The organism is Amycolatopsis sp. NPDC051128, assembly GCF_040682715.1.
Classification (GTDB): domain Bacteria; phylum Actinomycetota; class Actinomycetes; order Mycobacteriales; family Pseudonocardiaceae; genus Amycolatopsis.
This window is the reverse complement of sequence record NZ_JBFBBN010000003.1, coordinates 261231-280806: the sequence shown is the minus strand read 5'-3', so window position 1 is coordinate 280806 and position 19576 is coordinate 261231. Positions and strand designations below refer to the sequence as shown.

Here is a 19576-nt window from a genome sequence, read left to right as displayed (position 1 = left end):
AACGAGAAGCCGTCCGCGCCGACGGTGACCGTCCGGGGGAACCCGCGATTCCCGCGCCGGTGGCGCCCGGTCGGCTCGCCGTGTGATCCTCGTCCGGGAGGAGGGGCGGGATGGATTCGTTCGGGGCGCGGCTGCGCCGGCTTCGGCGGGCGGCCGGGCTGACCCAGGAGGCGCTGGCCGAGGCGTCCGGACTCAGCGCGCAGGCCGTGGGCGCCCTCGAACGGGGCGACCGGCGGTTCCCGCACCGCGAAACCCTCGACCGGCTCGCCGACGCCCTCGGCCTGGCCGGCGAAGGACGGTCGGACTTCGCCGCCGCGGCCGCGCGCCCGAGGACGCCGGCGCGGTCGGCCGTCGTGCCGCGCGAGCTGCCCGGCGGGATCGCGGCGTTCACCGGCCGGGAAGCCGACCTCGACCGCGTGCTGGGCCTGCTGGCCGAACCACGCGAGGGCGTGGTGGTCGCCATCGCCGGAATGGCCGGAATCGGCAAGACGGCGCTGGCGCTCGAGGCCGGGCACCGGCTCGCCCGGCGCTTCCCCGACGGGTCGCTGCACCTGGACCTGCGCGGGCACGCGGCCGACCCGCCGGACCCGCTCGACCTGCTCGACCGGCTGATCCGCGAGCTCGGCGGCGAGCCGCCGACGCCGTTGTCGCCCGGCTCCGCGTCGGCGCGTCTCCGCACGCTGCTGGCCGGGAAGCGGGTGCTGCTGGTGCTCGACAACGCCCGCGACGCCGCGCACGTCGAGCCGCTGCTGCCCGGGGCGGGCGGCTCGGCGGCGATCGTGACCAGCCGCGCCGCGCTGCCGGACCTGCCGCAGGCGCACCAGGTGCTGCTGGACGTCCTGCCCGAGTCCGACGCGCTGCGCCTGCTGGCGGCGGAGATCGGCGCGGACCGGGTCGCCGCCGAGCCGTCCGCGGCGCGGGCGGTGGCGCGCCTGTGCGGGTACCTGCCGCTCGCGCTGCACCTCGCCGGCGCGCGGCTGGCGACGCGGCCGGCCTGGCCGGTCGCCCACCTCGCGCACCGGCTCGACGACGAGCGCCGGCGCCTCGACGAAACGGGCGTCCGGCCCGGCTTCGCGCTCGCGTTCGGCGCGCTGGAGGCCACCGATCCCGCCGCGGCCCGCGCTTATCCGCTGCTGTCCCTGCTCGACGTCCCGGAACTGTCGGTGCCGATCGCCGGCCGGTTGCTCGACGTGCCGGACCGCGAAACCGAAGCCCTGCTGGACCGGCTCACCGACGAGCACCTGCTGACCTCGCCCGCCCCCGGCTGGTACCGGCTGCACGACCTGCTCCGGCTCTACGCCCGGGAGCACGCCGAACGGCTGACCGCGGCCGAACGGGCCGCGGCGATCACCCGCGTCGTCGAGCTCTGCGCGGCGATGGCGTGGCAGAGCATGGCGCTGGTCTCGGCGGCTTCGCACCGCCACGAGTGGGCCGCCGGGCGGTGGTCCGTGCCGGCCGCTCCAGCTTCTTCAGCATCTTCGGAGGAGGTCTTCGGCTGGCTCGATCGGCACCAGGCGCACCTCGTGACCGTCGTGCGGCAGGCCGCGGCCACGCCGGGGGTGCCCGCCGAGACGATCGCCGCCGTCGGGCTCGGCCTGTTCGAGTACCACCGGGCGCGAGCCCGGTGGCGCGACGCCATCCAGGTCGACGAGGTGGCACTGGACCTGGTCGACGGCGTCGACCCGGTGGCGGCCGCGACGCTGCGCAACGACCTCGGGGTCGCCGAGGCCGAGCTCGTCCACGGCGGCGAAGCAGCCGACTTCCGGCGGTCCCACGCCCACCTCCGGCGGAGCCTCGCGGACTGGGAGGAGATCGGGAACCCGCGCCAGCTCGCGGCCGCCCTCAACAACCTGTGCTTCGTGTTCGGCCTCGGCGACGACGTCGACGCGGCCATCGAGTTCGGCGAGCGGAGCCTGGCGCTCAACCGGTCGCTCGGCCTGCGCCACGTCGAAACGCTGAACCTGGTCAACCTCGGCGTGCTGTACGGGCGCCAAGGCGACCCCGAGCGCGAGCTGGCGTACGCCACCGAAGCGGTGGCCGTCGGCGAAGGTACCGATGACCTGCGAGGCACGGCCTACGGCTGGCTGCGGATCGGCGTCGTGCACCGCGAGCTGGGCCGGTACGACTCCGCCGTGGCGGCGCTGTGCCGCAGCGTCGAGCTCTGGAGGGCCGCGGGGGTCCGGCTCTACGAAGCGATGACGCTCGCCGAACTGGGCCGCGCCCACCGGGGCCTGGCCGACCGCGACCGGGCGCGGGCGGTGCTCACGGAGGCGCTGGCGCTGCTGCGGGAGTACGGCGGTGCGGAGCGCGCGGCCGAGGTGCGGGCGGAGCTGGAACGCTTGTGACGGTGGCGGTCAGGTAGGGCCGCGGCCGGTGGGTGGCGGCGCAGGTCACCTTGCCCGCGTGCGGTCCGCAGGCGAGCTGGACGGTGTCGCGCACCCGGTGGACGAGGACGAGCCGGACCCGCGGATCCGCGGCCGCGCCGGCGGGCACGCCGACGAGGGCGGCCGCCGCGAGCAGCACGGCCGGAACCATCCTCCAGGCGGTCGTCACCAGTGCCTCCCTCCCCCCGAAGCCGCGGCACGCCGATCTTCGCGGCGCGCCGCCGGCGACGACAGCGACAACCTCTACAACCGGCCTCCACGAACGGCCCACGTCGGGTGAACCTCCGCCGCGGAGGGTGACGCCGCGGGCGCTGACCGTGCGCACGACCACGCCCGGCAGGCCGCGGAGCGGACCGCGGCGCGCGGGCGAACGGAAGGGCCGGCTCTGCTGGCGACACTTTCTCGGCGCTCCACAATGGAGTGTCTATTTCGGACACGAATCCAGGGCGCGACGAAGCGCGGCGACGTCGTCGAGCAGACGTCACCGGGCGTTGTGCCGGCGTTCGGCCGAATGGCCCAATGGGGCCGGATGGCCTGGGAGGAAAGGAAAGGCTCTTGAGCACCGCCTGGGGAGCACGCGCGGATTCGGGTGCAGCTGGTTGCTCAACTGTTGCCGCTCAGCATAGTGCAGCTGCACTATGCTGAGCCTCCGGCGTGCACGGCGAGACGGCGCAAGGGTGCCGACAAACGAAGAAACGGGTGGCGGATGGGTGGGGCAATGGTCGACGGCGGGCGCCCGGGTACGGACGCTTCGGGCGTGGGCGAGGCGGGGGAGCAGGAGCTGCGACGGCTCCTCGCCGGCCTGACCGCGGTGCGCGACGGCGACTTCGGCATCCGGCTGCCGGGCGGCGCCGACGGCCTGCTCGGCGAGATCGCGACGGTCTTCAACGGCATGGCCGACCAGCTGTCGCTGTTCACCTCCGAGGTCACCCGCGTCGCGCGGGAGGTCGGCAGCGAGGGGCAGCTGGGCGGGCAGGCGAAGGTCCCCGGCGTGTCCGGCACGTGGAAGGACCTCACCGACTCGGTGAACGCGATGGCCGGCAACCTCACCACCCAGGTCCGCGACATCGCGCAGGTGGCCACCGCGGTGGCCAAGGGCGACCTGTCGCAGAAGATCGACGTCGACGCGCGCGGCGAGATCCTGGAGCTCAAGGACACCGTCAACACGATGGTGGACCAGCTGTCGTCGTTCGCCGACGAGGTCACGAGAGTGGCCCGCGAAGTCGGCAGCGAAGGCCGGCTCGGCGGGCAGGCCCAGGTGCCCGGCGTCGGCGGCGTCTGGCGCGACCTCACCGACTCGGTGAACTTCATGGCGGGCAACCTGACCGACCAGGTCCGCAACATCGCCCAGGTGACGACGGCGGTGGCCAAGGGCGACCTGTCGCAGAAGATCACCGTCGACGCCCGCGGCGAGATCCTGGAGCTCAAGAACACGATCAACACGATGGTGGACCAGCTGTCGTCGTTCGCCGACGAGGTCACGAGAGTGGCCCGCGAGGTGGGCACCGAGGGACGGCTGGGCGGCCAGGCCGACGTCAAGGGTGTCTCCGGCACCTGGCGCGACCTCACCGACTCGGTGAACTTCATGGCGGGCAACCTGACCGACCAGGTCCGCAACATCGCCCAGGTCGCCACCGCGGTGGCCAAGGGCGACCTGTCCCAGAAGATCAACGTGACCGCCCGCGGCGAGGTCCTGGAGCTCAAGGACACGCTGAACACGATGGTCGATCAGCTGTCGGCGTTCGCGGACGAGGTCACCCGCGTGGCGCGCGAGGTGGGCACCGAGGGCCGCCTCGGCGGCCAGGCCGACGTCAAGGGCGTGTCGGGGACCTGGAAGGACCTCACCGAGTCGGTCAACGTCATGGCCGACAACCTCACCGCGCAGGTCCGCTCGATCGCCCAAGTCACCACCGCGGTCGCGCGCGGCGACCTGTCGCAGAAGATCCGGGTCGACGCCCGCGGCGAGATCCTCGAGCTCAAGGACACCATCAACACGATGGTGGATCAGCTGTCCGCGTTCGCGGACGAGGTCACCCGGGTGGCGCGCGAGGTCGGCACCGAGGGCAACCTCGGCGGGCAGGCGACCGTCCGCGGCGTGTCCGGGACGTGGAAGAACCTCACCGACAACGTCAACGTCATGGCGTCCAACCTGACCGGCCAGGTCCGTTCGATCGCGCAGGTCGCCACGGCGGTCGCGCGCGGCGACCTGTCGCGCAAGATCACCGTCGAGGCCAAGGGCGAGGTCGCGGCGCTGGCCGACGTCATCAACACGATGGTCGACACGCTTTCCGCGTTCGCCGACGAGGTCACGAGAGTGGCGCGCGAGGTCGGCACCGAGGGCATGCTCGGCGGGCAGGCGCGGGTGCCGAACGTCGCCGGCACGTGGAAGGACCTGACCGACAACGTCAACTCGATGGCGAACAACCTCACCGGACAGGTCCGCAACATCGCCCAGGTGACCACCGCCGTCGCGCAGGGCGACCTGACCCGCAAGATCGACGTCGACGCCCGCGGCGAGATCCTCGAGCTCAAGACCACGATCAACACGATGGTCGACCAGCTCTCGGCGTTCGCCGCGGAGGTCACGAGAGTGGCGCGCGAAGTCGGCAGCGAAGGCCGGCTCGGCGGGCAGGCCGAGGTCGAAGGCGTGTCCGGCACCTGGAAGCGGCTCACCGAAAACGTCAACGAGCTGGCCGGGAACCTCACTCGCCAGGTCCGGGCGATCGCCGAGGTGACCAGCGCGGTCGCCGAGGGCGACCTGACCCGGTCGATCACCGTCGACGCCTCCGGCGAGGTCGCCGAGCTGAAGGACAACATCAACTCGATGGTGGAGTCGCTGCGCGAGACGACGCGGGCGAACCAGGAGCAGGACTGGCTGAAGTCGAACCTGGCCACCATCACCGGGCTGATGCAGGGCCGCCGGGACCTCGCCGTCGTCGCGGCGGCGGTGATGGACGAGCTCGTCCCGCTGGTCAACGCCCAGTACGGCGCGTTCTACCTGGCGGACGACACCGCCGAGGTCCCCGAACTGCGGCTGGTCGGCGCGTACGGCCACCCGGAGATCGGCACCGTCGGTGACGGCCCCGCCGTGCGCTTCCGGGTCGGGCAGTCACTCGTCGGGCAGGCCGCGCGCAGCCGCCGCCCGATCGTGGTCGACGACGTGCCGCCCGGCTACGCCACGATCTCCTCCGGCCTGGGCAGCACGGCGCCGGCCAGCCTGATCGTGCTGCCGATCGTGGTCGAGGACCAGGTGCTCGGCGTGCTCGAACTGGCGTCGGTGCACGGCTTCACCGCGGTGCACCGGGCGTTCCTCGAACTGCTGATGGAGCAGATCGGCGTCAACGTCAACAGCATCGTCGCCAACGCCCTCACCGACGAGCTGCTCGGCGAGTCGCAGCGGCTGACCGCGGAGCTGCAGGCCCGCTCGGAAGAACTGCAGGCGCGGCAGGAAGAACTCCAGTCCTCCAACGCCGAGCTGGAGGAGAAGGCGGCGCTGCTGGTCACGCAGAACCGCGACATCGAGACGAAGAACCTGGAGATCGAGCAGGCCCGCCAAGAGCTGGAGGCCCGCGCGCAGCAGCTGACGCTGGCGTCGAAGTACAAGTCGGAGTTCCTGGCCAACATGAGCCATGAGCTGCGCACCCCGCTCAACAGCCTGCTGATCCTCGCCCAGCTGCTCGCGCAGAACCCGACCCGCAACCTCACCGCGAAGCAGGTCGAGTACGCGGGCATCATCCACTCCGCGGGCTCGGACCTCCTGCAGCTGATCAACGACATCCTCGACCTGTCGAAGGTCGAGGCCGGGAAGATGGACCTCACCCCGGAGCAGGTGTCGCTGCGCGGCCTGCTGGACTACGTCGAGGCGACGTTCCGGCCGATGATCGCGCAGCGCAACCTCGACTTCCGGATCACCGTCGCGCCCGGCTCGCCCACCGAGCTGCTCACCGACGACTCCCGGCTGCGGCAGGTGCTGCGCAACCTGCTGTCCAACGCGGTCAAGTTCACCGAGGTCGGCGGGATCGAGCTGCACATCGAGCCGGTGGACCTCGACCGGCTGCCCCGGCCGCTGCGCGCGCACGGGCCCGCCGTCGCGTTCCGGGTCACCGACACCGGCATCGGGATCGCCGAGCACCAGCTCGAGTCGATCTTCGGCGCCTTCCAGCAGGCCGACGGCACGACCAGCCGCAAGTACGGCGGCACCGGGCTCGGCCTGTCGATCAGCCGCGAGATCGCCCAGCTGCTCGGCGGGTTCATCACCGCCGACAGCACTCTCGGCGAGGGCAGCACGTTCACCTTCTCGCTGCCGGTCGCGCGGCCGGACTTCGCGACGCTCCCCGCGGGCGAGCACCCGTCCACCGCGATCGCGGAGGGCGACTCCGGGGCCGGTACCCCGGTGCCCGGGCCGCGTCCGCACCGGCGGCTGCTGGTCGTGGAGGAGCGCCAGCACGGGCTGCTGACCCTCGTCGCCGAAAGCGCCGCCTCGGACCTGGCCGACAGCCGGGACATCGGCCACTCACCCGCCGACGTCGAAGTGGTCACGGCGGTCGGCACCCAGGAGGCCGTGGCCGCCCTCGCCACCGACGCCTACCACTGCGTGGTGCTGAACCTGGACCTGCCGGACCGGACCGCGTTCACCTTTCTCGACGCGATGCAGGGCGACAGCGCGCTGCGGCTCGTGCCGGTGCTCGCGCACAACAGCCGCCGCCTCGACGTCGAGCTGGCGGAGCTGGTGCGGTCCCGCGCGGACGTGCAGTCGCTGGAAGTGCTGTCCGGGCTGGACGAGCTGCGCGAGCGGATCGCGCTGCACCTCTCGGCGGAGAAGCCGGGCGCGGTCCTGCCGCTGGTCCGCGCGGACGAGCAGGCCGCGCCGGTGCGGGCCGCCGACGTCGACACCACCCTGGCCGGGCGCACGGTGCTGATCGTCGACGACGACCCGCGCAACGTCTACGCGCTCACCGGGATCCTGGAGCTGCACGGGATGGAGGTGCTGCACGCCGAGGACGGCCGCAAGGGCGTCGACACCGTCGCCGCGCACCCCGGCATCGACCTGATCCTGATGGACGTGATGATGCCGGAGATGGACGGCTACACCGCGACGGCGAAGATCCGCGCGATGCCCGGGCACGCCGGGATCCCGATCGTCGCGGTGACGGCGAAGGCGATGCCGGGCGACCGCGAAAAGAGCCTCGCGGCCGGCGCCACCGACTACGTGACCAAGCCGGTCGACGCGGACGATCTGATCGCCCGCATCAAGCGGCACGTGACGGCGTGACCGGGGACGAGCGGTCGCCGGAGGACCAGGGCGTCCCCGGGCCGCCCGCCGAGGTGTCGACCAACCTCGCCCGGCTCGCCGACACCGTCGCCCGGCTGCGCGACGAGGTCGACCACGCGCAGGCGGTCGCCGACGGCCGCGCGCTGATCGAGCTCGCCAAGGGCGTGCTGATGGAACGGCTGCGCTGCACGCCCGCGGACGCCGCCCGGCAGCTGGAGAGCCTGGCCGGGCGCGCCGGGATGACGGCGCTGGAATTCGCCGCGGACGTCGTCGGCGAGGCCGCCGAGGACCGGATTTCCGAGGTGGCCCGGGAGTTCCTGGCCCGCGCGGACGGCGAAGAGTCCGTGGCGGTGCGGCTGCGCACCGCGGAGAGCGGCGTGCTCGCGGCCGGGGACACCCAGCGCGTCGCGGAGTCCATTTTGGAGCACGCGCTGCGGCCGATGGGCGCCACCGCCGTCGCGGTGTGGCTCGCCGGGCCCGACGGGTCGCTGACGCTGGCCGGGTCGGCCGGGTTCTCCGCCGAGGAGGCCGCCCGCTGGCGCTACGTCCCACCCGGCGTGGCGACCCCCGCCCGCAGCGCGCTGATCGAGCGCGACACCGTCTGGGCGCCCACCCTTTCCGCCGCCGGGCTGCCGTCGATCGGGCAGCACACGCTGGCCGGTGGCGGGCGGGTCGCGGTGCCCACCGGCACCGGCGGGCGGATCATCGGCGTCGTCGAGATGTGCTGGCCGGACCCGCTGCCCGCCGAACCCGGGCGGCAGCGCCGTCAGCTGGAGGCTCTCGCGGAGCTGTGCGCGCACACCCTCGACACCTGGGACGGCGTGATCGCGCCGGTCCGGGTGACGGGCCAGTCCGGCGACTTCGGTGACTTCATCGGTGAGCTGGTGGACTTCGTCGACGGCCTGCACGACCCGGCCGTGCTGCTTTCGCCGTGCGTCGACGGCGGCCGGCTGAGCGACTTCCGCGTCCACCACGCCAACATCCGGTTCGCCGACCCCGGCGGCCGGCCCCGCAGCCGGATCGTCGGCACCCGGCTGCTCGAGGCGTACCCGCTCGCGGCCGGGGAAAGCGGCCTGCTCGACAAGATCCAGCGCGTCTACGCCACCGGCGAGCCGTTCCGCGCCGACAACATGGCGATCACCACGCTGGTCGACCAGGTGCCGCTGACCGTCATCACCGACGTCAGCGTCACGCGCTTCGCCGGCAACGTGCTGCTGGTGCTGCGCATCCAGGACGACGCGGCGAAGCTCGCCGTCCTGCTGCAGCACGCCCAGCGGCTCGGCCGGATCGGCGGGTTCGAAGAGAACGTGGTGACCGGGGTGATCACCTGGAACACCGAGCTGTTCGCGTTGTACGGGCTGCCGCCGGACGCCGAGCCGCTGTCGCTGCACGAACTGGCCGGGCACGCGCACTCCGACGACGCGCTGTCGATCGGCCGGTTCCTGCGGGCGGTGCTGCACCACAAGCGCCCGTCGTCGACGGCGTTCCGGCTGCAGCGCTCGGACGGCGTCGCGCGGCACATCCGGGTGGTCGCCGAGCCGGTCGTCGACGGCCGGGGCGAGCTGGTCGCGGTCCGCGGGGCCTACCAGGACGTCTCGGCACAGCACTGGACCGAGGTGGCGCTGGCCGCGACGCGGGACAGGCTGGCCGAGACCGAGCAGCAGGCGATCGAGCGCAACCGGCTCGCGCTGCAGCTGCAGCAGGCGATCATGCCGCCGGCCAAGGGCCCGATCGACATGCCGGGCCTGCGCGCCGCCGTCCGGTATCGGCCGGCGGAGAAGGAGCACCTCGTCGGCGGCGACTGGTACGACGCGGTCGCGCTGCCGACCGGGGAGATCCTGCTGTGCGTCGGCGACGTGGCGGGGCACGGCATCGACGCGGCGACGGGGATGGTGAGCCTGCGCAACGCGCTGCGCGGCCTCGCGGCGACCGGCGCCGGGCCGTCGCAGCTGCTGACGTGGCTGAACCTGGTGGCCTACCACCTCACCGACCATGTCACGGCGACCGCGGTCGCGGCCGTCTACAACCCGGCCGACCGGAAGCTGCGCTGGGCCCGGGCGGGACACCTGCCGCCGATCGTGCGGCGCCGCAGCGGCGAGGCGACGACGTTGCCGCTGATCCAGGGCTCGCTGCTCGGCGCGGTCCGCGACGTCGTCTACCAGGAAGAGGAAGTCCAGCTCGACGAGGGCGACATCCTGCTGATCTACACCGACGGCCTGATCGAGCGCCGGGACCGCCCGGTGCAGGAGTCGGTGTCCCGTCTGGTGACGCTGGTCGACGGCCACGACGGCGGGCTCGAGCACCAGCTGGACCGGCTGCTGACGTACAGCACGGCCGACACGGACGACGACACCTGCGTGGTCGGCATCGAGGTCACGGGCATCAGGGGTTGACCGCCAGGCCCGTGCTACACACGGTGGTGTTCGATCACTCGTTCGGCTGCTGGGGCGGCGGCCGGTCCGCCTCCTACGGTCGAGGGGAATGCTCGCCGTCTCGGCAGGGGAGGGGTGACCGGCGTGCTAGTGGCCCTTCAGCACACCGGCGACGACCGGCGCCTCCCCGCGGCGGCGGAGCACCTGGTGCGGTTGCTGCGGTCGTGGGTACCGGGTCCGGACCACCTCACCGGGCTGGCGCTGGCCGGGATCAGCGTCCCGAGCCGGCTCGGGCCCCGGTTCGTCGACGCGCTGGTGTTCACGCCGCGCGGCGTGATCGTCATCGTCGCGCACGAGCCGGGCCCGGAGCGGCGGCCCGGTCCGGGCGAGCGGGCCGGAGCGGGCGTGGCGGCGGTGCGGGCCGCGCTCGCGGGGCACGACGGGGGCCGGTATGTCACGGGCCTGGTCGCGGTGGTGCCGCCGACGGCGGATTCGCGGGGGAGCGAACCGGAAGCTGACCCGCCCGGGCGTGAGCCGGCGGAGGACTCGCATGGCCGCGAGCCGACACCGGACCCCCGCGAACCCGAGGCCGGCCCGGGAGTGGCCGTCGTGCTCGCCGATCCGCGCGGTCTCCGGCGGATCATCGGGCAGCACAACCGGTGGCGGACCGTCTGGTCGGCCGACGACGTTCTCGACGCCTGCTACGCCCTCTCCCTCGCCCATCTCGCTCCGTCCCGGGCGGCGCTGCTCGCCGAGGGGTTCCCGGCGCGGCTGCCGGCGGTGTCCCAGCTTTCCCGGCTGCCGCCGCTGCCCGTCGTGGTTCCCCTGCCGCCCGCGCCGCCGCCGCCCGTCGTCGAGGACGAGCCGCCGCTCGTCTCGCCGGCGCGCGGGCCGGTCTCCGCCGTCTTCCCGCGGCCGCGGCCGATCCGGCAGGTGCCGTGGGGGCTGGTCGTGGTGCTGATCCTGCTCGTCGCGGCGGGTGCGGTGGCCGCGGTCGTCGTCGCGCAGGTCTTCCACGGCTCGTGAGCCGCCACGCTCGGTTCGCGTCAACTAGGCCATCTGCACCGTTTCCCCGCGCCGTCTCCTGGGCACCTCCCGGTAGATGTGAAAGGGGTTCACAATGCCGCGCTCGCTTGTCCTCGCCCTGGTGGCCGTCCTCGCGGGCGCCACCCTGACCAGCTGCAAGGTCCCCGACGAACTGGCGTCCGGGACCCAGCCGGGCGCGACGGCCGCCGCCCCGCCGATCGCGCCCGCCGAGGCGCGGACCCAGCTGGCGGCGCTCAAGGTCGCGGTGCGCGGCACCATGGACGGCTACGACCGCGAAGCGTTCCCGCACTGGGACAAGGTCGACGCCAACTGCGACGTCCGCGAGCAGGTGCTCAAGCGCGACGGCAAGGACGTCAAGACCGACGCGCAGTGCGCCGCGAAGTCCGGCACCTGGGTCAGCCCCTATGACGGCGAGACCTGGCACAAAGCGTCCGATGTGGACATCGACCACGTCGTCCCGCTCGGCCAGGCCTGGGTGAGCGGCGCGAACAAGTGGACGCGGGAACGCCGCGAACAGTTCGCGAACGACCTCGTCCGCCCGCAGCTGAAGGCGGTCACCGACAACCTCAACGAGCAGAAGAGCGACAAGGCCCCGGACGCGTGGAAGCCGCCGCTGGTGTCGTACTGGTGCGCCTACGCCACCGACTGGATCGTGGTGAAGAGCAACTACGGCCTGACGATCACCGTGCCCGAGAAGAACGCGCTGACGACCATGCTCGAACACTGCGGCTGACGTCAGCCGAGCGCCCGCGCGGCCGCGACCGCCTGCCCGGCGTACGACCCTCCGAACAGGACGGTGTGCACGAGCAGCGGGAACAGCTGGTGCAGCCCGATCCGCTCGGCCCAGCCGTCGGCCAGGGGAGCGATCTCCTCGTACGCGGCCAGGACGCGGTCGAGGTGCGGGCAGCCGAACAGCCACAGCATCGCCAGGTCCGTCTCGCGGTGCCCGCCGTGCGCGGCCGGGTCGATCAGCCAGGCCTCGCGGCCGTCCCACAGGACGTTGCCGTTCCACAGGTCGCCGTGCAGCCGCGCCGGTGGTTCGGTCAGCGCCGGGAGCCGGCGGCAGGCACGTTCGAACAGCGCGGCCTCGGCGCTGCCGAACGTCCCCGCGTCGACGGCCCGGCGGACGTACGGCAGCACCCGGTGCTCGGCGTACCAGGAAGCCCAGTCGCCGGCCGGAACGTTCGCCATCGGCGCCAGGCCGATCCACGCGTCGGCGGGCCCGTCCGGGGGAGCCGCGCCGAACGCCGGCGCCCCGGCCGCGTGCAGCCGCGCCAGTCCGCGCCCGAGCCGTTCGGCCGCCGGCGCGGACGGCTGCCCGGCCGGGACGCGGTCGATGACCAGCCAGTCCTCGTCGTGGCCGGCGACGGCCGGCACCGGAACCGAGGCCGCCGAAGCCAGCCAGCGCAGGCCGGCCGCCTCGGCCGCCGTGGCACCCGGCGCGTGTCCCCGCTTCACGACGACCACGCGGCCGTCGTCGAGGACGGCTTCGCGGAGTTCTCCCGCCATCCGGCGCGTCTCGGTGACGGCGTGCCCGGTGAGCCGGGCCACGGGCTCGCTCATGTCCCGCACGGTACCGACACGCTACGGTTGCTGCCGTAGACAGGGGAGCGACGGTGACAGTGCGGGTCCAGGAATTCGAACGTGTGCTCGGCGAGCTGGCGGAGGTCCAGCGGTCCGAAGCACGTGACTACTCCTCGTTCAGCGTCCGTGGCAAGCGGTTCGGCTACTTCTGGCCGCGGACCCGGACCGTCGGTCTGAAGCAGACGATCTCCGAGCAGCTGGCGCTGGTGTCGGAACGGCCGGACGTGTTCGAGCCGCAGTTCACCGCCGGCGGGTTCGGCTGGGTGGTCGTGTACCTCGACGGGATCGAGATCGACGAACTGGCCGAACTCCTCTACGAGGCCTGGCGGCTGTCCGCCCCGGAAGACCTCGTCGCCGAGGTGCCCTTCACCCGGATCGCCCGGGCGTAGCCGTTCCCCGTCCGTGTCCTCACGGTGGCGGACACGGACGGGGAACGGAACTTCTTGGTCAGCCCTCCACGCGGTGCGAAGCCCAGAACGACGTCAGGTCCGTCGACCCGGCCGCCGCCTGCGCCGCCGCCTTGAACTCCGCCGTGGTCGACACGCCGTACCAGTGCGACTGCGCGTACGACTTGAGCAGGTTGGCCATCGCCGTGTCGCCGATCAGCCGCCGCAGGTCGTGCAGCGTGCACTTCCCGTAGTTGTAGACCACCGTGGAGTACCGGGACGAATGCGCGTCCCAGTAGGCCATCGAGTTGGTCAGCTTCTCCGCGCTCGACTGCCACGTGATGCCGCAGCCGCTGCCGGTGATCCCGCGGTAGAGGTCGGTGGCGTAGTCGGTGAAGCTCTCGTCGAGCCAGGGCGAGGTGTACTCGTCGTCGCCGACGATCCCGTAGAACCACTGGTGGGCGATCTCGTGCGGGAGCGCGACGTTCGACACCAGGTCGAGCACGAAGCCGGGGTACTCCATCCCGCCGAACCAGAAGTTGTTGTCCAGCACCACGTCCAGCTCGCCGTACGGGTAGTCGCCGAACCGCCCGGAGTGGGTGTCGACGGAGTCGGCGGCCAGGGTGAGCATCGAGCTGGCGCTGCTCGTGGAGATCCCGCCGGCCGAGTAGACGTTCACCCGCACGCCCTTGCCGGACGTCGTGGCGATCTTCGCGAACGGCCCGGCGGCCCACGCGAAGTCCCGCACCTTGTTCGCCACCGCGTGCGTGGTGGTCGTGCTGCCGCTGGTCGTCTCGGTGGACGTGCCGGTGGCCGGGGTCAGCAGCGCCGTCGGGTGCGCGAGGGTGACGTCGAAGTCGCCGATCAGGGTGTAGAACGACTCGCCGTTGTTCGTGTACGGGTCCAGGTGCCAGCCCGCGCCGTCGCGGACCGCGAGCACCGGAAGGGCGTTGCCGATCATGTTGTAGGCGCCGTCGTGGCCGAACCGGTCGGCGCCGCTGGGCACGACGATCTTCAGGTCGAACCCGATGGTCGCCGACTGGCCCTGCGCGAGCGGCGCGGGCAGCGTGACCTTCAGCGCGGTGCAGTTCACGCTCAGCGCCGACGGCGTGCCGCCGGTGACGTTCGTGACCGTGATCGGCGTCGTCGGGCAGCTGCCGTGGTAGTTGTCCCAAAGCCGCAGGTAGACCTCGGGCAGCGCGGTCGCCGACCCGTTGGTGAAGCTGACGCTCTGGTGGCCGTTCCAGGTGTCGCCCGCGGTGTTGGAGGTGAGGCTCACCGTGTACGCGGGGTTGACGGGTGTGCGCGTGGTGTCGGCGGGCGCCGCCGCGATCGTCCAGGCGAACGTGGCGCTGCCACTGTTCCCGGCCGGGTCCTTCGCCGTCACGGTCACCGAGGACGTGCCCGCGGTCGTCGGCGTGCCGGTGATCTTCCCCGTGCTCGCGCCGATCGCGAGCCCAGCGGGCAGGCCGGCCGCGCTGTAGGTGAGCGCGTCGCCCTGCGGGTCGCTCGCCTGGACCTGCAGCGACACGGCCTGGCCGACGGCGCCGGACTGGGCGCCCGGCGAGGTGACGACCGGCGACTGCGGGTTCGGCGAGCCGGTGGTGGTCAGCGAAAAGTCGTCGAGGAGGAAGTTGGTCGCCAGGCTCGAGTCCTCGGTGCCGGTGATCTTGAGCGTCACCGTCTGGCCGAGGTAGCGCGAGACGTCCACGGTGCGCTGGACGTAGCCGGTGTTCTTGTCGAGGTTCGAGTAGCTCGCGAGGGTGTCGGCGCCCGCCTGCACCAGCAGCTTGTCGTACTTCGTGCTGGTCGTCGTCTCCTTCGTGTCGATGTGCGACCACCACGACAGCGTCGCCGACGCACAGCCGGCGGGGAGCGTCAGGGACTGGGACAGGGTGTCGGTGTGCGTACTGCCCGTGCCGTCCAGCCAGGCGACCATCGTCCCGCCGTGCGCGGGCTCCGCCGCGGTGGCGGCGGAGACGACCCCGCTGGTCTGGGTCCACGGCGCGGTACCGCTCTCGAACCCGCCGTTGCCGACGACCTGGTCACCGCAGACCGCGGCGGCCTCGGCCGGCGCGGCGACGACGACTGTGCCCAGCAGGCCGGTGACGGCGCTGAGCACAGCAGAAAGCACCCTCGATCTCATGGAGGTAGTCCTTTCCCGGCTCCGCCCGTGGGAGCCACGAAAAGCGTCCTCCGCGGCCAAGGCCGCAACAACCCGCCATGAGTCGGGTTCCGGCGTCAGCCTTGCTGGAGGGCGTTGAGGAGGATGACGAGCAGCACGATGGTCCCGGCCACCGCGACGACGGCGGTGACCATGCTCCGGATCCACAGCCCGAACCCCTTGGCGGTGCGGGAGCGGTAGGCGGCGTAGTTGGCGCGGGCCTCCTTCGCGGAGTGGACCCGGGCGCCGACGATCAATCCGGCGCCCAAGGCGAGCAGTACGGCCATGAAAACGGACACGAGCGATCCCTTCCGGTCGGAGCCACCGCCGGGAAACGGTGGATGGTCTCCTTTTCTAGACCCGACGGACGCCGCGCGCCACGGCTTATGGGTATCGGGTTTCCGGGCCGGACGGCCCTGGCGGGGACGGTGCCCACGTTCCTCGGACCGCGCGGCGGACGCGGTCCACGGTATCCGTGGCTTTCCCTGCCCCGCAACCGGATTTCGTCGGGAGCGGCCGTCCACGGGGGACCGGTGTGCCGTTCGGAAAATTCTCGTTCGGCGGTCTTTCGCCGGGGGATTCCCGGAAAGACGGTCGGTGAATACAGCGTATTTTGGTCAATCAATCACCGGTGTGTCCCGAGCGTAATCGATCGGTCGCACGGCGGTGATATCCGGTGTGGAGGGCCGGTCACGGACAAGCCGGGGAAATGATCCACGAGGGATAGTCCCCTTCGGACAGCGGGCGCTGTCGGCTAGGTTCGGTGATCATGACGGTGTTGATCGAGGTGCCCCCTGGGGAAATCGTCCTGCGCGACGAGGGCACGCGCGCCGAGTGGGCGGTGGCGGTCGCCGCGTTCCGGCTGGCCGCGCACCCGGTGACGGTGCCGGGCACCCGGCTGCCGGTGACGGAGACGTCCTGGCTGGACGCGGTCCGGCTCTGCAACCGCTTCTCGGCGGAAGCGGGGCTGACGCCCTGCTACACCCTCGGCGACGACCCGGACGGCCTCGACGTCTCGTGCGACTGGACGGCGGACGGCTACCGGCTGCCGTCGGAGGCCGAGTGGGAGCACGCGTGCCGGGCCGGTTCCGCGGCCGCCCGCTACGGCGAACTGGACGAGATCGCCTGGTACCGCGGCAACTCGGGCGGCGAACTCCGTGAAGTCGCGGAGAAGACGCCGAACGCGTGGGGCCTGTACGACATGATCGGGAACGTCTGGGAGTGGTGCTGGGACCGCTACGACCCGGCGGTGTACGGCCCGTACCGGGTGTTCCGGGGCGGCGGCTGGTTCGATCCGCCGCGGGGGTGCCGGGCGTCGTGCCGCCGCAAGAGCCATCCGACGTTCCGGGTCGACGACCTCGGCTTCCGCCTCGCCCGGTCGGGGACCGCCTGATCCTTCCGTCGTGTACGCGAGCCGACGTCCGGGTGTACGGATCTTGTACGGCGGGTTGCGAGCTTGGGGCCACCGACAGGGAGGAAGACATGGTCCCCAAGATCAAGGCACTCGCCGCGGGCCTCGTGGCCGTCAGCGCGGTGTTCGCGCTGTCCGGCGGCGCGGTCGCGAACCCGGCGACCGCGGCGACGGCGGTGGCCGCGAGCGGCATGGAAGCCATCTTCAACACGCCACCCGAGAACGGCGATCGCGACCACTCGATCGAAACGCGGCTGGTGCGGCTGGTCGACGGCGCGCCGGCCGGTTCGGAGATCCACTTCTCGGTCTACAGCTGGACCCGCCCCGCGGTCGCCGAGGCGATCAAGGCGGCGCAGGCCCGCGGCGTCAAGGTGCGGATCGCGATCGACGGCGGCGCGGACGACGACCCGGCGAACACGGCGATGCCGATCCTCAAGTCCGCCGGGCTCACCCAGCTGGTGTTCTGCGGCACCGGCGGCGTCAACACCGGCTGCATCGCCCACGACGGCAGCCCGCACTCGATCAACCACGACAAGCTGTGGATGTTCTCCGAGACCGAGGGCAAGAAGGACGTCGTCGTCATCGGCTCGCACAACCTGACCACGGTGCAGGGCAACATGTTCAACAACGCCCTGCTCACCTACGGCGACGCCGACCTGTACGGCTTCTACCTCGGGCACGTGCGCAAGATGCTGGCGCAGAAGAAGGACAACAACTACTACGACGACGCGGGCTACCACAAGTCGCTGAACAGCATGGTCACCAGCTACCTTTCGCCGCGTGCGGACTCCAAGGGCGGCACCTCCGAGGAGTTCGCCACCGACACCTGGGCGCAGCTGCTCAAGTGGATCACCAAGTACGAAGCAGGCTGCTCGCTCAACGTCGTCCAGGCGAACATCGCCGATTCGCGCACCCCGGTCGTGTCGGAGCTGGTCCGGATCGGCAAGCTGGGCTGCAAGGTCCGCATCGTCTACGACGACATGGGCACGGCCGCGCTCGCGGCGCTCAAGGGCAAGGCGAACGTCACGCTCAAGCGCTTCAACGCGGCCGTGGGCGACCGCGAGGTCACGGTGCACTCGAAGTACATGCTCTACACGGGCCACTACAACGAGACGGGCAACCGCTCGATCGTCTTCACCGGTTCGCACAACGTCTCCGGCGCGGCTCTGCGTGACAACGACGAGATCCTGATCAAGGTGGAGAACCCGGAGATCAGCGCGGCGTACCAGGCGAACTTCAGCACGATCCTGGCCCGCGCGAAGTGCGTCACCTCGACCGGCGCCACCTGCTGAACCCTTCCGGCCGGTGCTTCGGGTTTCCGCGCCCGGCACGGGCGCACCGGGATCCCCGCTTCCGGTGGCGGGGTAGGCGGCCGCGTCGCAGAATGCGCGCATGCAGCCCACGGTCGTCCGGGTGGCGCGCCTGGCGGACCCCGCCGGGCCCGCCGACGGCACCCGTGTGCTCGTGGAACGGCTCTGGCCGCGTGGCACCGCCCGGACGGCCGTCGTCCTGGACGGCTGGTACCGGCAGCTGGCCCCGTCCGACGAGCTGCGGACCTGGTACGGCCACGATCCGGACCGCTTCGCGGAGTTCGCCGAGCGGTACCGGGCGGAGCTGCGGGAGCCGGACCGGGCGGCGGCGCTGGAGCGGTTGCGGGAGCTGGCCCGTGGCGGCCCGGTGACGCTGCTGACCGCGAGCGGGTCGCCGTCGATCAGCCAGGCGGCGGTGCTGGCCGACGTCCTCACCGGCGAAGCGTGACGTCATGAGCGCGGGGCGGCGGTGGTCACCTGCGGTTGCTCACCGGAGGGTGGAGGCGCGAACCACCAGCTCCGGGGTGAACACGACCTGCCGGTGCTGGTGCCCGGGTTCGGTCTCCGCCAGCAGCAGCTCCGCGGCCGTGCGGCCCAGGCGCCGCCGGGGCTGGCGGACCGACGTCAGCGGGACCGCGGCCGCCGCGGCGAACTCGATGTCGTCGTAGCCCACGATCGCCAGGTCGTCCGGGACGCGCATGCGCAGGTTCGCGCAGGTCTGCAGCAGGCCGAGGGCGACGAGGTCGTTGGCGCAGAACGCGGCCGTCGGGCGGATCGACGCGGGCAGCCCCGCCAGCCGCTCGCCCGCGCCCCGGCCGTCGGCCACCGTGAGCGCCGTCGTCGTGAGGTCGACGAGGTGGTCCGGGCCGAGACCCGCGGCCTGCAGCGCGCGCAACGCGCCCAGCCGCCGGTCGCGGACCTGGCCGACCGCGGTGTGGTTGCCGACGAAGGCGATCCGGTCGTGGCCCTGCTCCACCAGGTGCCGCACGGCGATCTCCCCGCCGTACACGTCGTCGACCGCGACGGAGCAGTGGGTCGTGCCGCCGGGTGTGCGGTCGACGATGACCACCGGCGTGCCGCGGTCCGCGATCTCGCGCAGCAGGGCCGCGTCCGGGTCGACCGGCGTGATGAGGATGCCCTGCACGCGCTGCTGTTCGAGACGGTTGAGGTAGGCCTCTTCGCGCGCGGGCTGGTGCGCGCTGTTGCAGAGGAACAGCGAGAGGTCGCCCGCCTCGGCGGCGTCCGCGGCGTCTTCCATGCCGGCGGCGACGTCGGTGAAGAACGGGTTGCTGCCGTCGAGCATCACGTAGGCCAGCACCCGGCTGTGCCCCGCCCGCAGCTGCCGCGCGGATTCGTTGCGCACGAAGCGGAGCTGGGCCATCGCGGCCTCGACCTTCGCGCGCGTGCCGGGGCTGACCCGGTCGGGCCGGTTGAGCACGTTGGACACCGTGCCGAGGGAGACGCCGGCGGCGGCCGCGACGTCCTTCATCCCGGCCGCCTTCGGTTCGGCGCCGGACTCCTGGACCGTCATCGGACCCCCTCAGTCGACGAGCAAGGACCAGCGCTGACGGGCGCCGGTCCAGCGCTGTTGAAACGTAACATCACGACGAACGACCTGGTCGAGAAGTCGTTTGGCCCCGGTTGGG

General features: G+C 72.3%; 14 protein-coding genes. 10 read left to right on the top strand and 4 right to left on the bottom strand.

Annotated elements, in window-relative coordinates; genetic code table 11:
- Positions 1 to 110 precede the first annotated feature (110 nt).
- The 6 genes from AB0M82_RS05295 to AB0M82_RS05270 all read left to right on the top strand — a co-directional run bounded on the left by AB0M82_RS05295 (position 111) and on the right by AB0M82_RS05270 (position 11808).
- Complete coding sequence (locus AB0M82_RS05295; protein WP_364717866.1) at positions 111 to 2345, top strand: tetratricopeptide repeat protein; 2235 nt, start codon at positions 111 to 113, stop codon at positions 2343 to 2345.
- A gap of 58 nt (positions 2346 to 2403) precedes the next feature.
- Positions 2404 to 2664 carry a hypothetical protein gene (locus AB0M82_RS05290; RefSeq protein WP_364717864.1) on the top strand — a complete coding sequence of 87 codons (261 nt, stop codon included), beginning with the start codon at positions 2404 to 2406 and terminating at the stop codon, positions 2662 to 2664.
- Between the two features lie 438 nt (positions 2665 to 3102).
- Positions 3103 to 7656: a HAMP domain-containing protein gene (locus AB0M82_RS05285; RefSeq protein WP_364718030.1), complete on the top strand. Its 4554-nt coding sequence runs from the start codon at positions 3103 to 3105 to the stop codon at positions 7654 to 7656.
- Positions 7653 to 10049, top strand: a complete 2397-nt coding sequence (locus AB0M82_RS05280) for a SpoIIE family protein phosphatase (protein ID WP_364717862.1) — start codon at positions 7653 to 7655, stop codon at positions 10047 to 10049. Before AB0M82_RS05285 ends, AB0M82_RS05280 begins: the two co-directional genes overlap by 4 nt.
- Positions 10050 to 10172: 123 nt before the next feature.
- Positions 10173 to 11054, top strand: coding sequence for a hypothetical protein (locus AB0M82_RS05275; protein ID WP_364717861.1), 882 nt, complete (start codon positions 10173 to 10175; stop codon positions 11052 to 11054).
- A 94-nt stretch (positions 11055 to 11148) separates the two neighbouring features.
- Positions 11149 to 11808: an HNH endonuclease family protein gene (locus AB0M82_RS05270; RefSeq protein WP_364717860.1), complete on the top strand. Its 660-nt coding sequence runs from the start codon at positions 11149 to 11151 to the stop codon at positions 11806 to 11808.
- Positions 11809 to 11810: 2 nt separating this feature from the next.
- Here the strand turns inward: AB0M82_RS05270 and AB0M82_RS05265 are convergent, their stop codons facing one another.
- Positions 11811 to 12638 carry a fructosamine kinase family protein gene (locus tag AB0M82_RS05265; RefSeq protein WP_364717859.1) on the bottom strand — a complete coding sequence of 276 codons (828 nt, stop codon included), beginning with the start codon at positions 12636 to 12638 and terminating at the stop codon, positions 11811 to 11813.
- 53 nt (positions 12639 to 12691) lie between these two features.
- Between AB0M82_RS05265 and AB0M82_RS05260 the strand changes: the two genes are divergently transcribed.
- The gene (locus tag AB0M82_RS05260) at positions 12692 to 13048 is read left to right on the top strand and encodes an MmcQ/YjbR family DNA-binding protein (protein WP_364717857.1); all 357 of its coding nucleotides are present in this window, start codon (positions 12692 to 12694) and stop codon (positions 13046 to 13048) included.
- A 58-nt stretch (positions 13049 to 13106) separates the two neighbouring features.
- On the opposite strand, the gene AB0M82_RS05255 is transcribed toward AB0M82_RS05260, so the two are convergent.
- Together AB0M82_RS05255 and AB0M82_RS05250 are read right to left on the bottom strand one after the other, a co-directional pair.
- On the bottom strand, positions 13107 to 15179 hold the full coding sequence (locus AB0M82_RS05255; protein WP_364718028.1) for a putative Ig domain-containing protein: 2073 nt from the start codon (positions 15177 to 15179) through the stop codon (positions 13107 to 13109).
- Positions 15180 to 15286: 107 nt separating this feature from the next.
- On the bottom strand, positions 15287 to 15508 hold the full coding sequence (locus tag AB0M82_RS05250; RefSeq protein WP_364717856.1) for a hypothetical protein: 222 nt from the start codon (positions 15506 to 15508) through the stop codon (positions 15287 to 15289).
- Positions 15509 to 15978: 470 nt separating this feature from the next.
- Between AB0M82_RS05250 and AB0M82_RS05245 the strand changes: the two genes are divergently transcribed.
- The 3 genes from AB0M82_RS05245 (at position 15979) to AB0M82_RS05235 (ending at position 18378) form a co-directional block, all read left to right on the top strand.
- Entirely contained in the window at positions 15979 to 16602 is a 624-nt protein-coding gene (locus AB0M82_RS05245) for an SUMF1/EgtB/PvdO family nonheme iron enzyme (RefSeq protein WP_364717855.1), read from the top strand.
- An 89-nt stretch (positions 16603 to 16691) separates the two neighbouring features.
- Entirely contained in the window at positions 16692 to 17912 is a 1221-nt protein-coding gene (locus AB0M82_RS05240) for a phospholipase D-like domain-containing protein (protein WP_364717853.1), read from the top strand.
- Positions 17913 to 18012: 100 nt separating this feature from the next.
- Entirely contained in the window at positions 18013 to 18378 is a 366-nt protein-coding gene (locus AB0M82_RS05235; RefSeq protein ID WP_364717851.1) for a DUF488 family protein, read from the top strand.
- Between the two features lie 39 nt (positions 18379 to 18417).
- On the opposite strand, the gene AB0M82_RS05230 is transcribed toward AB0M82_RS05235, so the two are convergent.
- Positions 18418 to 19461: a LacI family DNA-binding transcriptional regulator gene (locus AB0M82_RS05230; protein WP_364717850.1), complete on the bottom strand. Its 1044-nt coding sequence runs from the start codon at positions 19459 to 19461 to the stop codon at positions 18418 to 18420.
- Positions 19462 to 19576: the final 115 nt, after the last annotated feature.

Bases quoted from the DNA above. Each gene is read 5' to 3' on its own strand.
- AB0M82_RS05235 (WP_364717851.1), top strand. From the start codon at position 18,013: ATGCAGCCCACGGTCGTCCGGGTGGCGCGCCTGGCGGACCCCGCCGGG.
- AB0M82_RS05265 (WP_364717859.1), bottom strand. From the start codon at position 12,638: ATGAGCGAGCCCGTGGCCCGGCTCACCGGGCACGCCGTCACCGAGACG.
- AB0M82_RS05240 (WP_364717853.1), top strand. From the start codon at position 16,692: ATGGTCCCCAAGATCAAGGCACTCGCCGCGGGCCTCGTGGCCGTCAGC.
- AB0M82_RS05245 (WP_364717855.1), top strand. From the start codon at position 15,979: ATGACGGTGTTGATCGAGGTGCCCCCTGGGGAAATCGTCCTGCGCGAC.
- AB0M82_RS05295 (WP_364717866.1), top strand. From the start codon at position 111: ATGGATTCGTTCGGGGCGCGGCTGCGCCGGCTTCGGCGGGCGGCCGGG.
- AB0M82_RS05270 (WP_364717860.1), top strand. From the start codon at position 11,149: ATGCCGCGCTCGCTTGTCCTCGCCCTGGTGGCCGTCCTCGCGGGCGCC.
- AB0M82_RS05285 (WP_364718030.1), top strand. From the start codon at position 3,103: ATGGTCGACGGCGGGCGCCCGGGTACGGACGCTTCGGGCGTGGGCGAG.
- AB0M82_RS05230 (WP_364717850.1), bottom strand. From the start codon at position 19,461: ATGACGGTCCAGGAGTCCGGCGCCGAACCGAAGGCGGCCGGGATGAAG.